Origin of the sequence: Archangium gephyra (assembly GCF_049060025.1) — a bacterium.
Lineage (GTDB): Bacteria > Myxococcota > Myxococcia > Myxococcales > Myxococcaceae > Archangium > Archangium gephyra_A.
Window position 1 is genome coordinate 2,680,836 of the sequence record NZ_JBMEQQ010000002.1, and the last position, 15,202, is coordinate 2,696,037.

10 protein-coding genes and 2 pseudogenes are annotated in these 15,202 nt (G+C 69.9%); 11 read left to right on the forward strand and 1 reads right to left on the reverse strand.

Annotation, left to right across the window (positions count from 1 at the left end):
* Positions 1–11 precede the first annotated feature (11 nt).
* Positions 12–3,909, reverse strand: a pseudogene (gene purL, locus ACN28I_RS11585) (phosphoribosylformylglycinamidine synthase).
* Positions 3,910–4,106: 197 nt separating this feature from the next.
* On the opposite strand from purL, the gene ACN28I_RS11590 reads away from it, so the two are divergent.
* The 11 genes and pseudogenes from ACN28I_RS11590 (at position 4,107) to ACN28I_RS11640 (ending at position 15,200) form a co-directional block, all read left to right on the forward strand.
* A complete protein-coding gene (locus ACN28I_RS11590) occupies positions 4,107–4,622 on the forward strand; it encodes an ELWxxDGT repeat protein (protein ID WP_420942106.1) in 516 nt (171 codons plus the stop codon).
* Between the two features lie 19 nt (positions 4,623–4,641).
* Entirely contained in the window at positions 4,642–6,990 is a 2,349-nt protein-coding gene (locus ACN28I_RS11595; protein WP_420948624.1) for an ELWxxDGT repeat protein, read from the forward strand.
* Positions 6,887–7,612 (forward strand): annotated as a pseudogene (locus ACN28I_RS11600) (HYR domain-containing protein); the annotation flags it as partial. The gene ACN28I_RS11595 and the pseudogene ACN28I_RS11600, both read left to right, overlap by 104 nt.
* Positions 7,613–7,799: 187 nt before the next feature.
* Positions 7,800–8,231, forward strand: a complete 432-nt coding sequence (locus tag ACN28I_RS11605) for an HYR domain-containing protein (protein ID WP_420942107.1) — start codon at positions 7,800–7,802, stop codon at positions 8,229–8,231.
* Positions 8,228–10,429, forward strand: a complete 2,202-nt coding sequence (locus ACN28I_RS11610) for a molybdopterin oxidoreductase family protein (protein ID WP_420942108.1) — start codon at positions 8,228–8,230, stop codon at positions 10,427–10,429. Before ACN28I_RS11605 ends, ACN28I_RS11610 begins: the two co-directional genes overlap by 4 nt.
* 10 nt (positions 10,430–10,439) lie before the next feature.
* Positions 10,440–11,168, forward strand: coding sequence for a glutathione S-transferase family protein (locus tag ACN28I_RS11615; protein ID WP_420942109.1), 729 nt, complete (start codon positions 10,440–10,442; stop codon positions 11,166–11,168).
* A 26-nt stretch (positions 11,169–11,194) separates the two neighbouring features.
* Positions 11,195–11,929: a class I SAM-dependent methyltransferase gene (locus ACN28I_RS11620; RefSeq protein ID WP_420942110.1), complete on the forward strand. Its 735-nt coding sequence runs from the start codon at positions 11,195–11,197 to the stop codon at positions 11,927–11,929.
* On the forward strand, positions 11,913–12,698 hold the full coding sequence (locus tag ACN28I_RS11625) for a VanW family protein (RefSeq protein WP_420942111.1): 786 nt from the start codon (positions 11,913–11,915) through the stop codon (positions 12,696–12,698). The genes ACN28I_RS11620 and ACN28I_RS11625 overlap by 17 nt, the downstream gene beginning before the upstream one ends.
* Positions 12,699–12,733: 35 nt before the next feature.
* Positions 12,734–13,288 (forward strand): hypothetical protein, encoded by a 555-nt coding sequence (locus ACN28I_RS11630; protein WP_420942112.1) that lies wholly within the window; start codon positions 12,734–12,736, stop codon positions 13,286–13,288.
* A 132-nt stretch (positions 13,289–13,420) separates the two neighbouring features.
* Entirely contained in the window at positions 13,421–14,794 is a 1,374-nt protein-coding gene (locus ACN28I_RS11635) for a phage tail sheath C-terminal domain-containing protein (protein ID WP_420942113.1), read from the forward strand.
* A 16-nt stretch (positions 14,795–14,810) separates the two neighbouring features.
* Positions 14,811–15,200 carry a hypothetical protein gene (locus tag ACN28I_RS11640; RefSeq protein WP_420942114.1) on the forward strand — a complete coding sequence of 130 codons (390 nt, stop codon included), beginning with the start codon at positions 14,811–14,813 and terminating at the stop codon, positions 15,198–15,200.
* Positions 15,201–15,202 lie beyond the last annotated feature (2 nt).

The window sequence follows — 15,202 nt, forward strand, 5'->3', positions numbered from 1 at the left end:
GCCCTTCAAGCCTACCCCAACGCCGCGCGCGCGTTGCGGAACATCCGCATCCAGGGGCCGTCCTCGCCCCACTCCGGCGGGCACCAGGAGTACGTCACGCTCCGGCTCACCCGCTCCGGGTGCGGCATCATGATGGTGACGCGCCCGTCCTTCGACGTCAGGCCCGCGATTCCGTGCGGCGAGCCGTTCGGGTTCGCCGGGTACGTCTCCGTCACCCGCCCGTGGTTGTCCACGAAGCGCACCGGCACCATCCCCAGCCCGTTCACCCTCGCCGCCTCCTCCGCGCTGGTGAACTCCGCCCGCCCCTCGCCGTGCGACGACGCGATGAGGATGCGGCTGCCCGCCATGCCCTTGAAGAACAGCGACGGGCTCTCCGCCACCTCCACCTGCACCAGCCGCGCCTCGAACTGCTCCGACACGTTGCGCACGAAGTGCGGGAAGTGCTCCGCGCCCGGAATCAGCTCGCGCAACTGCGACATCATCTGGCAGCCATTGCAGATGCCCAGGGCGAACGCGCCCGAGCGCGCGAAGAACGCGGCGAACTCATCCCGGGCCCGCGTGTTGAACAGGATGGAGCGAGCCCAGCCTCCACCCGCTCCCAGCACGTCGCCGTACGAGAAGCCTCCGCAGGCCGCGACGCCCGTGAAGTCCTTCAGCGACACCCTCCCGGTGAGGATGTCGCTCATGTGCACGTCCACCGCCGTGAAGCCCGCGCGCATGAAGGCCCGCGCCATCTCGAACTGGCTGTTCACGCCCTGCTCTCGCAGGATGACCACCCGGGGCTTCACACCCTTCGCGATGTACGGCGCCGCCACGTCCTCCTGCGGATCGAACGTGAGCCGCGCCGACAGGCCCGGGTCGCTCGGATCGCACTTCGCGGCGTACTCCTCCTCCGCGCAGCGCGGGTTGTCGCGCAGCTTCTGCATCTCGTAGCTCACGCGCGACCACACCTTGCGCAACGCCACCGTGTCCTCCTCCAGGAGGACCTTGCCGCCCTGCCGCACCCGCACCGTCAGCGCCGCGCCCGGCCGGCCCAGTTCGTGAGTGTGCGCGCCCAGCCCGTGCTTCGTCAGCACCTCGCGCACCCGCTGGAGATCCGCCGCCTTCACCTGCAGCACCGCGCCCAGCTCCTCGTTGAAGAGCGCCGCCACGGCATCCGCACCCAGCGCGGCCACGTCCACGTCGAAGCCGCAGTGTCCCGCGAAGGCCATCTCCACCAGCGTGGTCAGCAGGCCACCGTCGGAGCGGTCATGGTAGGCCTGCACCAGGCCCGCCTCGTTGAGCGCCTGCATCGCGGTGAAGAATCCCTTCAGCGTCTCGGGGCTCTCCACGTCCGGGCAGCGCGGGCCCACCTGCGAATACGCCTGCGCCAGCACCGAGCCCCCCAGCCGCTGCTTGCCACCCGCTAGGTCCACGAACACCAGCCGCGAGTCCGCGCCCGGCTCGAGAAGCTGCGGCGTCAGCGACTTGCGCACATCCAGCACGGGCGCGAAGGCCGACACGATGAGCGACAACGGCGCCGTCACCGCCTTGCGAGCCCCCTTCTCCTCCCACACCGTGCGCATGGACATGGAGTCCTTGCCCACCGGAATGGTGAGGCCCAGCGCCGGGCACAGCTCCATGCCCACCGTCTTCACCGCGGCGTAGAGGTTGGCGTCCTCGCCCGGGCTGCCGGCCGCCGCCATCCAGTTGGCCGACAGCTTCACATCCCCCAGCTTGCCAATCCGCGCCGAGGCGATGTTCGTCACGGCCTCGGCCACCGCCATGCGCGCCGAGGCGGCCGCGTCGATCAGCGCCACCGGCGTGCGCTCGCCCATGGACATGGCCTCACCCGTGTAGCCCGCGTGCGCCGACAGCGTCACCGCGCAGTCCGCCACCGGCACCTGCCACGGACCCACCATCTGGTCCCTCGCCGTCTGGCCCCCCACCGTCCGGTCGCCGATCGTGATCAGGAAGCCCTTGTCCGCCACCGTCGGGTGTCCCAGCACCCGCCCCAGCAGCTCCTTCACCGGCGCGTCCAGCTTCAGCTCGGGGTGCGTCAGCGGCCGAGACTTCACGTCCCGGTGCATGCGCGGCGGCTTGCCGAACAGCACGTCCATCGGAATGTCGATGGGCGCGTTGCCGAACTGCCGGTCCGTCAGCGTCAGCGCCTGCTCCTCCGTGGCGTCACCCAGCACCGCGAAAGGCGCCCGCTCACGCTCGCACAGGGCCGCGAAGCGCTCCAGGTCCTCCGGCGCGATGGCCAGCACGTAGCGCTCCTGCGCCTCGTTGCACCAGATCTCCACCGGCGCCATGCCGGGCTCCGCGTTGGGCACCTCGCGCAGCTCGAAGCGGCCACCCAGGTTGTTGTCGTGGATGAGTTCCGGCACCGCGTTGGACAGGCCGCCCGCGCCCACGTCGTGAATCGAGCGGATGGGGTTGGCCTCGCCCTGCGCCCAGCAGCGGTCGATGACCTCCTGGCAGCGCCGCTCCATCTCCGGGTTGTCTCGCTGCACCGAGGCGAAATCCAGGTCCGCCGCGCTCGTGCCCTGCGTCATCGAGGACGCCGCGCCGCCACCCAGGCCGATCAACATCGACGGACCACCCAGCACGACGATCTTGTCCCCCGGCTTCAGCGTGCCCTTCTGCACGTGCCCGTCCCGGATGTTGCCCAGGCCACCGGCGATCATGATGGGCTTGTGGTAGCCACGCACCTCGACGCCCTCGGGCGTGGTCACCTGCTGCTCGAAGCTGCGGAAGTAGCCGCACAGGTTGGGCCGGCCGAACTCGTTGTTGAAGGCGGCGCCACCCAGCGGACCCTCGATCATGATGTCGAGCGCGGAGACGATCCGCTCCGGCTTGCCGTAGACCTGCTCCCAGGGCTGCTCGAAGCCGGGGATGCGCAGGTTGGACACGGAGAAGCCGCTCAGGCCCGCCTTGGGCTTCGCGCCCCGGCCCGTGGCGCCCTCGTCCCGAATCTCTCCGCCCGCGCCCGTCGAGGCACCCGGGTGCGGCGAGATGGCCGTGGGATGGTTGTGCGTCTCCACCTTCATCAGGATGTGCGCGGGCTCGCGGTGGAAGAGGTACTCGCCGCTGGCCACCTCCGGGAAGAGGCGCTCCACCTCGAAGCCCTCCATCACCGCCGCGTTGTCCTTGTACGCCGACAGCACGCCTTCCTTGCTCGCCGCGTAGGTGTTCTTGATGGACTGGAAGAGCGAGCGCTCCTGCTGCTTCCCATCAATGGTCCACGAGGCGTTGAAGATCTTGTGCCGGCAGTGCTCGCTGTTCGCCTGCGCGAACATCATCAGCTCGACGTCGGTGGGGTTGCGCTTGAGCCTCGGTGAAGCGCGCCACCAGGTAGTCGATCTCGTCCTCGGCCAGCGCGAGGCCCAGCTCCCGGTTGGCGGTGACGAGCGCGGCCCGGCCTCCCCCCACCACGTCCACCGTGGTGAGCGGCCGGGGCGTGTGCCCGGCGAAGAGGATGGCGGCGTCTTCCTCGCGCCCCACCACGGCCTGCGTCATCCGGTCGTGCAGCACCGGCTGGACACGGGCGAGTTGCTCGGGGCTCAGGGCCTTGCCCGCCCGGTCAGCGACCCACCAAGCCACGCCCCGCTCGATGCGCCGCACGGCGCGCAGGCCGGTGTTCTGGAAGATGTCCGTGGCCTTCGAGGACCAGGGCGAGATGGTGCCGGGGCGCGGGATGACCAGTTGCAGGCTGCCGCGCTGCTCGCCGCGGGTGAGCCGGGGGCCGTACTCCAGCAGCCTGTCCATCAGGGCGCGCTCGGACTCGGAGAGCGCCGCCGCGACGTCGATGAAGTGCACGAACTCCGCGTAGACGGAGGCGACGGCCGGCTCCAGCTCACGGCAGCGAGCGAGCAACTTGGCCAGACGGAACTCGGAGAGGGCGGGGGCACCACGCAGGGTGAGCATGGAGTCGCCTCTTATCTCCACAGCCCCCCTCCTGCATCTGAAAGAGATCGTCACCGGAGCGGGAACCAGCCGTCTCCCCTGCCCTCCCCCGAGTGCTCGGAGGGCCCTCGGCCGGGTCCGGATATGGTTGAATGCCGCCGCCGATTCGACATGGCCGGGCACCACGGTGTCCGGCGGGGGAGTCTCCGAGGAACAGCATGGTGAGAGCGAACACGATCCTGGCGGCCTTGTGCATCCTGGTGCTGGGTGGGGCCTGCTCGGCTCCCACTCGCGAGGAGCCGGCACTGCTGGCGCCGAAGGCCACCCGCCGGGCCCTGGGCGAAGGTCCCGCCTCCCTCCTGGACGTGGGTATGAAGGCCGAGCGCGCCCTGGTGCGCTACCCCGAAGCCCCCACGGCCGCGGGGACGACACTCCTTTTCACGGCCAATGACGACAGCACCGGGCCCGAGCTGTGGAGGCTCGACGCCACGGGCCCCGCGCTGGTGGCCGATATCGTCCCGGGCCCCATCGGCTCGACGCCCTCCCGGTTCTTCCATTCGCGGGGACTGACCTGGTTCGCCGCCGCGGACGGGCAGCATGGCGTGGAGCTGTGGCGGACGGACGGCACCACGTCGGGGACGTTCCTGCTCAAGGACATCTTCCCCGGCCCGGACAGCTCCCGGCCCACGGAGTTCGCCGAGCTGCAACGGGTGGATCCTCTTCAGCGCCAATGACGGCAGCTCCGGAACCGAGCTGTGGCGCACCGATGGCACCCCGGAGGGCACGAAGCTCGTCCGGGACATCTCGCTGGGCACGGGCGGCAGCGAGCCCCAGTCGTTCACCGAGCTCGGCGGGAGGCTCTACTTCCTGGTCAACGCGCCCGGGGGCACCCGGCAGCTCTGGCGCACCGATGGCACTCCGGAGGGCACCACGCGGGTCGGCGCGAGTGTGACCGTCACGGCCGTCTCCGCGGCGCGAGGGCTCGTCCGGTCCGGCCGGGCGCTCTACTTCGCGGGCAACGAGGGCACCGCGGGCACCGAGCTGTGGAAGACCGACGGCACCGAGGCGGGCACCGTCCGCGTCAAGGACATCCTCCCGGGCGCGACGGGCTCCAGCCCGGTGCAGCTCACCGCCTTCGAGGGCGCGGTGTACTTCGTCGCCACGGACGGCGTGACGGGGCGTGAGCTGTGGAAGACCGATGGCACCGAGGCGGGCACTCAGCGCGTCCTGGAGCTCGTCTCCGGAAACAACTCCGTGGAGAAGCCCGACTCGCTCGTCGCCACGAGCACGCGCCTCTTCTTCATGATGAGGGACACGGGCAACGTCGAGAGCGCCCTCTACGCGACGGATGGCACGGCCGCGGGGACCTCGAAGCTGGTGGACTTCAAGGCCGCGAGCGGCAAAGGCCCCCTGCTGATGACGGCCCATGGGAGCACGCTCTACTTCACCGGCTACGAGCCGGGCGTGGGCCATGAGCTGTGGACGAGCGACGGCACGCCCGCGGGATCCCGGCGCATCGGCACCAACCACTTCTCGGGCGACCGCCTCGCGGACCCGGCCCCCAAGGCGTTCACCGTCATGGGGGACACGGTGTACTTCGTGGCCACCGCGCCGGGGACGGGCCTCTCCGACGAGAACCCGCCGCTCCCTACGTTGTGGAAGACGCGGGGGGATGCGGCCACCACCGTCCCCGTCGGAACCGAGCTGACGTCCACCCGGGGCTCGAATCCCGCGCCCTTCGCCTCGTGGGAGGGTGGGCTGTACTTCACCACCTTCGAGCAGGAGTCGGCCGCCCGGCTGTGGCGGACGGATGGAACGGCGACGGGCACGCTGCCGCTCGTGAACATCGTCCCCAAGGACACCTTCGAACTCGCCCCGGAGACGGGCTTGAGCGCCCTGACGCCCTTCAACGGAGCCCTCTACTTCGCGGCCCTGCCGTCGCTCGCGGAGGGCTTCGAGCTCTGGAAGACGGATGGATCCCCCACAGGCACCACCCGGGTGACCCCCAGCGTCAAGCTCACCACCGCGGCCAGCTCCCCCATCGAGATCATCTCCCACGGCGGCCTCCTCTTCTTCGCCGGCCAGGACGCCACGTCCGACATCGAGCTGTGGAAGAGCGACGGCACGGAGGCGGGCACCACCCTGGTGAAGGACATCGCCGTGGGGAGCGGTCCGTCCTCGCGCCCCTCGCGCTTCACGCCCATGGGGGATGCCCTCTACTTCATCGCCCGGGATGCCTCCGGCGGCCGTGAGCTGTGGAGGACGGAGGGCTCCGAGGCGAACACCTCCCGCGTGGCGGAGATCCGCGACTGGCTGGGCATGGGCTCCGTCCTGAACATCGCCGGAGTGGTGGGCAGCACCCTCTACTTCGTGGCCGACGAGGAGAACACGGGCATCGAGCTGTGGAAGACGGACGGCACCGCGGCGAACACCTCGCTGGTGAAGGACATCGCCCCGGGCATCCTGGACGCCGGGCCCTCCGCCTTCGCGGTGATCGACGGCGTCCTCTACTTCACCGCGAGCGATGGCTTCGGCCCCGAGCTGTGGAAGACCGACGGCACCGAGAGCGGTACCGTCCTCGTCCAGGAGCTTCTCCACGGTGGGCGGGGGCTCCAGGCCCGCCGCGCTCACGGTGCTCGGACAGACGCTCTATTTCACCGCCGACGACGGCACCTCCGGCCGCGAGCTGTGGAAGCTCGACACCACCGCGACGGAGCCCGTCCCCGTTCGCGTCAAGGACATCTTCCCGGGCGCGGGCAGCGGCGTGCTCGCCGAGTCGCTCTTCGCACTCCCCGTCGAAAAGCTGCTCCTCTTCGCCGCCAACGACGGCGTGGGCGGCACCGAGCTGTGGCGCTCGGACGGCACCGAGGCGGGCACCTTCGTGCTGCACGACATCGCCCCCTGGCAGCTTGGCTCGAATCCCGCGGGCTTCACCCTCTTCGGAGACGCCCTCGCCTTCAGCGCGAGCAACGGGCGGAGCGGGCGCGAGCCGTGGCTGATGCCGCTCTCACTGCTCACCAACAGCACGCCCCCGAGCGTCACCTGCCCGGTGGTCCCGCCCGTCGAGGCCCAGCAGTTCCTGGGCGCGCGGGTCGACTTTGAGGAGGCGACGGCCAACGATGACACCGCGCTCCCGCCCGCCCTTTCCTACAGCCATGCGCCGGGCGGCTTCTTCCCGCTCGGTGACACCGAGGTGCGCGTCACCGCGCGCGACGCCGCGGGCCTCGTGGACACGTGCACCTTCACCGTGACGGTGCGGGACACCACGCCTCCGGAGCCCGTCTGCCCGGCGAACGCCACGGTGGAGGCCACGAACGAGAGCGGCGCGATCCTCACCTGGCCGGCTCCGCAAGCCACCGACACGGTCACCCGCGCCCCGGTCATCTCCGTGAGCCACGCGTCCGGCAGCCGCTTCCCCCAGGGCAACACGACGGTGACGGTGACGGCCACCGATGCGCAAAACAACAGCAAGCAGTGCACCTTCACCGTGCGCGTGCAGGACACGACGGCCTCGGTGGTGACGTGCCCGGCGGATCAGATCGTCGAGGCCGAGAACGCCACCGGTGCGGACGTCACCTGGCCGCCCGCCGAGGCCTCGGACGGGGACGTCTCCCGCCCCACCGTCACCTACGACTACGTCAACGGCAGCCGGTTCGGGCTCGGCAACACGCCCGTCACGGCGACGGCGACGGATGGGTCCGGCAACACCTCGAGCTGCACCTTCCAGGTGTCCGTCCGCGACACGCAGGTGCCCACGCTCAAGTGCCCGGCCAGCCTCCAGGCCGAGGCCACCGGCCCCTCGGGCGCTCCCGCGGAGTTCACCGTGACCAACGTGGTGGACACCGTCTCCACCGTCGAGCTTCTCCTTCAGCCACGCCTCCGGGGACACCTTCCCGGTGGGAGAGACGCCCGTGCGCGTCCAGGCCCGGGATGCCTCGGGCAACGTGGCCGAGTGCGGCTTCTCCGTCACGGTGCTCGACACCCTGCCGCCGCTGCTCACCTGCCCGCAGGACATGAACATCCCCACGGGGCCGGTGGCGGTGCAGCTTCCCCAGCCCTCCGTCACGGACCGGGTGACGGCCTCGCCCGCCATCACCTTCTCTCCGGCCAGCGGCAGCGTGTTCAAGAAGGGTGACACCTCCGTGGAGGTGACGGCCCGGGACGACGCGGGCAACGAGGCCCGGTGCACCTTCAACGTGCACATCGAGAAGTCCAGTGGCTGTTCCGCCGCTCCGGGTAGCATGGGCGCCGCCGGATGGATGGGGTTGCTGTCGCTCCTGACCCTCGCCGCCCGCCGCCGCACCCGCACCTCCTCCCGCCGCTCCCACGAAGGCACGCGATGACGCACTTCCGGACCTGCAACCTGTGCGAGGCCATGTGCGGCCTGCGCATCGAGACCTCCGCGGGCCGCGTCACCTCCATCCGGGGTGATGAAGCGGATCCCTTCAGCAAGGGCCACGTCTGCCCCAAGGCCGTCGCGCTCCAGGATCTCCACGAGGATCCGGACCGGCTCCGGCAGCCCGTCCGGCGCACGGCCACGGGCTGGCAGCCCATCTCCTGGGAAGAGGCGCTCGACGAGACGGCGCGGCGGCTGCACGCCATCCAGCGCGAGCACGGCAAGGACGCGGTGGGCGTGTACGTGGGCAACCCCACCGTCCACGACCACGGCGCGATGATGTTCCTGCCGCTCTTCCTGCGGGCCCTGCGCACGAAGAACAAGTTCTCCGCGTCGTCGGTGGATCAGCTCCCCCACCAGCTCGCCGCGTACCTGATGTTCGGGCACCAGTTCCTCATCCCCATCCCGGACATCGATCACACGCGCTACATGCTCATCCTCGGGGCCAACCCGCTCGCCTCCAACGGCAGCCTGATGAGCGCGCCGGGCGTGCGCCACCGGCTCAAGGCCATCCAGCAGCGCGGGGGCCGGGTGGTGGTGGTGGACCCCCGGAAGACGGAGACGGCCCACGTCGCGGACGAGCACGTCTTCATCCGCCCCGGCACCGACGCGCTCTTCCTCTTCGCGCTCCTGCACGTCCTGCTGGAGGAGGCGGGCCCGAAGCTGGGGAGGCTCGCGGAGTTCGCCGAGGGCCTGTCCACCGTGCGCGAGCTGGCGCGCGGCTTCACCCCCGAGCACGCCGCGCCCCACACCGGCGTGCCGGCCGAAACCACCCGGAGGATCGCCCGCGAGCTGTCCGCCTCGGAGGCCGCCGTCTGCTACGGCCGCGTGGGCGTCTCCACGCAGGCCTTCGGCGCGATGTGCCAGTGGCTCATCAACGTCATCAACATCGTGACGGGGAACCTGGACCGCCCGGGTGGCGCCCTCTTCACGCGCCCCGCCTTCGACATCGTGGGCGGACCCAAGGCCATGGCCATGAACCGCGGCAGCCATGGCCGCTGGCGGAGCCGGGTGCGCGGGCTGCCCGAGTTCTCGGGCGAGCTGCCGGTGGCCGCGCTCGGCGAGGAGGTGCTCACCGAGGGCCCCGGGCGCATCCGCGCCATGGTCACCTCCGCGGGCAACCCCGTCATGTCCACCCCCAACGGGCGGCAGCTCGACACGGCCTTCGCGTCGCTCGACTTCATGGTGTGCATCGACCCGTACATCAACGAGACGACGCGGCACGCGCACCTCATCCTGCCCCCCAGCTCGAAGCTGGAGCGCAGCCACTACGACCTGGCCTTCCACGCGCTCGCGGTGCGCAACACCGCGAAGTGGTCCCCGCCCCTCTTCGAGCCGGGCCCGGACACACGCCACGACTGGGAGCTCTTCCTGGAGCTGAAGCACCGGCTGGAGACGCTGCGCGGAGAGCCTCGCGTGCGCGGCGCGCTGACGTACCGGGCGCTCAAGGCGCTCGGCCCGGATGGCCTCCTGGACCTGGGGCTGCGCGCGGGCCCGTACGGCATGAAGCTCCGTCCCTTCCGCAAGGGCCTGAGCCTGGCGAGCCTCAAGGCCTGGCCCCACGGCGTGGACCTGGGGCCGCTCGAGCCGAGCATCCCCCAGCGCCTGGCCACGCGGGACCGCCGCATCCAGCTCGCCCCCGAGCCGCTGGTGGCCGATCTCCAGCGCCTGCGCCAGACCTTCCCCGAGGGCGCGAGCGCCACCGGAGACGGGGCGTTGCTGCTCATCGGACGGCGCCACCTGCGGGACAACAACTCGTGGATGCACAACGTGCCGCAGCTCGTCAAAGGCAAGCCGAGATGTACGCTGATGGTGCACCCCGAGGACGCCCGGCGGCTGGGTCTTCGGGATGGCGGGGAAGCGGTGATAGCCTCCCGGGTCGGCGAGGTGAAGGCACCGGTGAGCGTGACGGACGAAATGATGCCGGGCGTGGTGAGCCTGCCGCACGGCTACGGACACGGGCGCGAAGGCGTCCAGCTCCGGGTCGCCGGGGAGCATGCGGGCGTGAGCATCAATGACCTGACCGATGACCGCGCGTTGGATGCCCTCAGCGGCAACGCGGCGTTCAGCGGAGTCCACGTCCGCGTCGAGCCGGTAGAATCAGCACGAACGAACGAACCACAGCAGAACTCCGCAACTGGATGAGACACCACCGATGATCACCCTCTATCAGACCCCCATGGCCTGGGGCACCCCGAACCTGAGCCCCTTCTGCTTCAAACTGGAGGCCTACTTCCGGATGGTGGGCCTGCCCTACCAGGTGAAGATGGCCGAGCTGCTCAAGGCGCCCAAGGGCAAGGTGCCCTACGTCGAGCTCGACGGGCAGCTCATGGGCGACTCCCAGTTCATCATCGACTACCTCAAGACGAAGCACGGGGACACGCTCGACGCCAAGCTGACGCCGGAGCAGATGGCGATCGGCCACACCATCCGGCGCATGCTGGAGGAGTGCACCTACTGGTACATCGTCTACATGCGGTGGGTGGACGATGCCGGCTGGCGGGCCTACACGCCCATCGTGGAGACGATGGTCCCCACGGTCACCGGTGGACCGGTGCCCCTGTCGGCGCTGCGCCAGAAGATGCTGGGAATCCTCCACGACCAGGGGACGGGCCGCCACAACATGGAGGAGGTCCAGGCGCTGGCCCGCCAGGACATCGCCGCGCTGGCGACGCTCATGGGCAACAAGCCCTACCTGCTCGGTGACTCCCCCACGTCCTTCGACGCGGTGGTCTACTCGTTCCTGGTGAGCATCATCGCCAACCCCGTGGACACGGACTTCAAGCAGTACACCCTGTCCCAGGAGAACCTCGTCCGCTACTGCGCCCGCTTCAAGTCGCGCTTCTTCGCGAACTGGAAGCCGCCCGAGACCCAGGCCGCTTGACCCATCCTCCCCAGGGGCCCGACCCGATGAGCTCGAACACTTCCGGTGTCGACAGCAGTCAGGCCGGGGCCCCCGCGGAGGAGCTGTCCGCGGAGACCCGCGAGATCGTCGCCTACTATGACGCCCTCGCGCCGACGTACGACGCGGACCGCTTCGGCAACTCGTACGGGGCCTATCTGGACGGCCTGGAGCGCCGGGCCCTGCGCGAGTGGCTCCAGGGCCCCCGGGTGCTCGATCTCGCGTGTGGAACGGGCCGCTTCCTGGACCTGGCGAGCGAGGGGCTCGACCTCAGCGGGAAGATGGTGGAGCGGGCCCGGGAGCGCTGGCCGGGCAAGCGCATCCACCACGCCCCGGCCTGGAGCATCCCCGCGGCCGGCGGCAGCTACGACAGCGTCTTCGCCCTGCACCTCTTCATGCACCTGCACCTGGGAGACCTCCGCCGGGTGCTCCACGAGTGCCGGCGGGTGCTGCGCCCGGGCGGGGTGATGGTGTTCGACTTTCCCAACGCGCTGCGCCGCCGGCTCGTGGGCTACCAGGCCACCGGCTGGCACGGAGGCACCGAGCTGATGGCGCGGGATCTCCGGATGCTGGGAGGAGGCCACTGGCGCCTCACCGCGTCGCGAGGCCTCGCGCTGGCGCCCATCCACCGCCTGCCCCACGTGGCCCGTCCGGCCTTCATGGCGGCGGAGGTGCTGCTGGGCCGCACGCCGCTGAAGCACCTCGCCTCGTATCAACTGGTGAAGCTTGAGAAGGTGGACTGACCTCGTCCGCCCGCTCGTCCCGGTGCCCGCCCGGGTGTGGGTGGCCTCCGCCCGTCGCACGGTGCGGGATCTCCGCTCGGGAGCGCGGAGGATGATGGCCACCGGCTCGGAGCCGTCCCGGGCCGAGGCGCGGGAGTGGCCGGCGCACGTGAGCGTCACGCAGCCGCTCGGCCAGTCGGCGCACGTGGAGAGCAAGAAGCACAACCTCGCCCTGGCCATCCGCGAGCTGCAGGACGTGCGCGTGGGGCCCGAGGAGCTCTTCTCCTTCTGGAACCTGGTGGGGCGGCCCACGAAGCGCCGGGGCTTCGTGCCCGGACGCAACCTCGTGCAAGGCCGGCTCGAGGTGAGCGTGGGAGGCGGGTTGTGCCAGCTCTCGGGGCTGACGTACCTGCTCGCCCTGCGCGGTGGCCTGTGGGTGACGGAGCGGCACGCCCACTCGGTGGACATCTACACGGAGCAGACGCGCTTCGCACCGCTGGGCTCGGATGCCACGGTGGCCTACGGCTACAAGGATCTGCGCTTCCGCAACGTCCTCCCCTTCCCCATCGCCCTGCGGTTCGAGCTGGGCGCGGACACGCTCACCGGCTCGGTGTGCGCCCCCCTGCCACTGGAGCCCTGCACCGTCGAGTTCTCCCTCGAGGAGGAAGCAGACGGCCGCCAGGTGACGACGTGGGTGCGGCGCCCGGGGGCCACGGAGCCGGACTGCCTCGGCGTCTCATTCTATCGCCCATTTCACAAAGCTCCGGCGCACGCGTCCTTCCTTCCATGAGCGGCGGAAACGCCCCATGACAAGGAAGGGTCGCAATGGCAGACGCAGTCTCGAACGTGTCCAATACCCTCAGCACCGTCAACAACGTCGCCTTCAAGACCGAGTTGGCGCTCTACCGGCTGCACAAGGCCGTCAGCGGTGATGGCTACACCACGCTGCTGAACGGTCTCAAGGATCCCCTCAAGGGGATGGTCACCAGGATCCAGGAGGTCCTGGGGCAGATCCTCACCAAGGTGCAGGACATCATCAAGCCCTTCCTGGATGAGAAGGTGTTGGTGATGTTCACGGACGTGCTCGGCGCGGGCCGGGACCTGGTGGAGGCGACGCTCGATCTGCTGCCCGAGAGCGCGCAGAAGATGGCGGAGACGAGCCGCCGGTTCCTCAACGTGATCGTCGACTTCGTGGGCGTGGGCATCTTCCACATCGCCGCCATCATCGATCTGCTCATGAACGTGGGCCTGGCGCTCGCGGGCAAGGCCTCGACGCTGGCCGCGAAGACGCTGGACATGGTCAAGGAGACCGAGTCCCTGCTGCTGCCGGCTCCCGTCACCCTCAAGAGCCTGCCCACGCCCGCCCCCAAGCCCGCCTAACCCCCATCCATTCCAAGCAGAGGACCGCGCGCCCTGAGAGGGATTGCGTGCACCGCCAAGGCGCGCGGTCCGGGGAGCCTGCGCCCTTCGCAGGACCATCCACCCCCTCGCTCCTGAGGTTTCGGAGAACACATGGCCAGTGGCCTCATCATTCCTGGTGTCCAGGTAACCGTCGTCAAGGAAGTCCTCCCTCAACAGCTCGCGCCGTCCGGTGTGCTGGGGCTCATCGGTTTCACCGAGGAGAACCCTGGCAAGACCGTGCGGGCGGGCAACTGGTCGCGCTTCGTGGAGGTGCTCGGCCGCGGCAGCGCCTACAGCCTCCCCGAGGCGAAGCAGGCGCTGGATAACGGCGTCTCCGAGCTGGTCATCTCCCCGCTGCCCGCCGGCGCCGGTGCCACGGCGAAGGTGGCCATCGCGGCGGACGCCACCCGGGGCAAGGACAACAAGGACGGCGTCGCGCTGCTGGCGCGCGCCGCGGGTCCCTGGGCCAACGGCCTCATCGTCCGGATCTCCTACCGGGCCAACGTCGACGCGCGCATCTCGTTCGACCTGCAGGTGCTGCGCAAGCGCGGCGACAAGGACGACGTCCTGGAGCTGCACCGCAACCAGGACCTGAAGTCCCTGGCCCCGGCGCTGAAGGCGGGCTCCGCGTTCGTGAAGGTGGACGAGTCGAAGCCGCTCGGCTGGCCCGCGGCGGGCGAGGCCACCCTGGACGGAGGCAAGGACGCGACCGCCGATGACTACGCCGCCGCGCTCCGCCGCCTGCGTGACGAGCCGGACGTGGACATGGTCATCGCGGCCCTGCGGGACTTCTCGGACCCCGCGAAGGTGACGCGCGTCTATGGCGAGGTCATCAGCCACTGCAACAACCTGAGCGACGAGTGCAAGGGCCGCATCGGCCTGGGCCAGGTGCCGGACGCGGGCACCACGGAGATGAACGTGCAGCTCGCCAGCAACCTGGTGAGTGACCGGTTCGTGATGGTGGCCCCCCATGGCGTGGTGGGCGCGGTGGCGGGACTCGTGGGCAACCTGCCCTACTTCCACTCGCCCACCTTCAAGCGCGTCTCCGGGCTGGGCGAGCTGCCGTCCCTGTCCGTGGAGGACCAGAAGGCCCTGCTCAAGGGCTACGTGGTGCCCGTGGTGCTCGAGCGTGGCCGCGGCACCATCGTGCTGCGCGGGCTCACCACCGACGGCGATCAGATCAACGTCCGCCGCGTGGCGGACCGGGCCGTGCGCACCATGAAGATGATCGGCGATCTCTTCATCGGCCAGCTCAACACCGCCGACGGGCGCAACGCGCTCAAGCAGAAGCTCACCGAGGCGCTGGTGCAGATGCAGAAGGATGGCGCCATCGTCCCCTCCACGGATGGAAAGGATCCCGCCTTCAAGGTGGAGGTCTATTCCTCTCAGGCGGACTTCGCGCTGGGCATCGTGCGCGTGAACATGGCCGTCCGGCCCGTGCGTGCCATTGATTACATCTACGCGACCATCACGGTCCAGGTCTGAGTAAGGAAAGACAAACATGCCAACGGTATTCTCCGCGAACCGTAGCAGTATCCTCGTCGATGGTGAGGCCGTCGAGGGGCTCCAGTCCCTCGCATTCCGTGTCGTCACCGAGCGCGAGGACATCCGGGCCATCGGCTCGAACGAGCGGGTGGATGTCATCTTCGGCCTGCGCACCGTGCAGGGCGAGATGGTGATCCGCTCGGCCAGCTTCAAGCTCGACACGCTGCTGCAGAACCGCGCGAAGTTCCAGCTCGTGTCGAGCCTCAAGCGCACCGAGGGCAACGAGGAGACGCGGACGCTGTCGTTCGACGACTGCTTCGTCGAGGGCAAGTCCTTCCAGCTCGATGCGCACGGCAGCGGTGTCACGACGTACGCGTTCACCGCGACCCGCGTGCGCGAGGAATAGCC

What these genes read in the sequence shown, in the direction of transcription:
- ACN28I_RS11590 (WP_420942106.1), top strand. Translation starts at nt 4,107, where the DNA reads ATGGTGAGAGCGAACACGATCCTGGCGGCCTTGTGCATCCTGGTGCTG.
- ACN28I_RS11610 (WP_420942108.1), top strand. Translation starts at nt 8,228, where the DNA reads ATGACGCACTTCCGGACCTGCAACCTGTGCGAGGCCATGTGCGGCCTG.
- ACN28I_RS11615 (WP_420942109.1), top strand. Translation starts at nt 10,440, where the DNA reads ATGATCACCCTCTATCAGACCCCCATGGCCTGGGGCACCCCGAACCTG.
- ACN28I_RS11620 (WP_420942110.1), top strand. Translation starts at nt 11,195, where the DNA reads ATGAGCTCGAACACTTCCGGTGTCGACAGCAGTCAGGCCGGGGCCCCC.
- ACN28I_RS11630 (WP_420942112.1), top strand. Translation starts at nt 12,734, where the DNA reads ATGGCAGACGCAGTCTCGAACGTGTCCAATACCCTCAGCACCGTCAAC.
- ACN28I_RS11635 (WP_420942113.1), top strand. Translation starts at nt 13,421, where the DNA reads ATGGCCAGTGGCCTCATCATTCCTGGTGTCCAGGTAACCGTCGTCAAG.
- ACN28I_RS11640 (WP_420942114.1), top strand. Translation starts at nt 14,811, where the DNA reads ATGCCAACGGTATTCTCCGCGAACCGTAGCAGTATCCTCGTCGATGGT.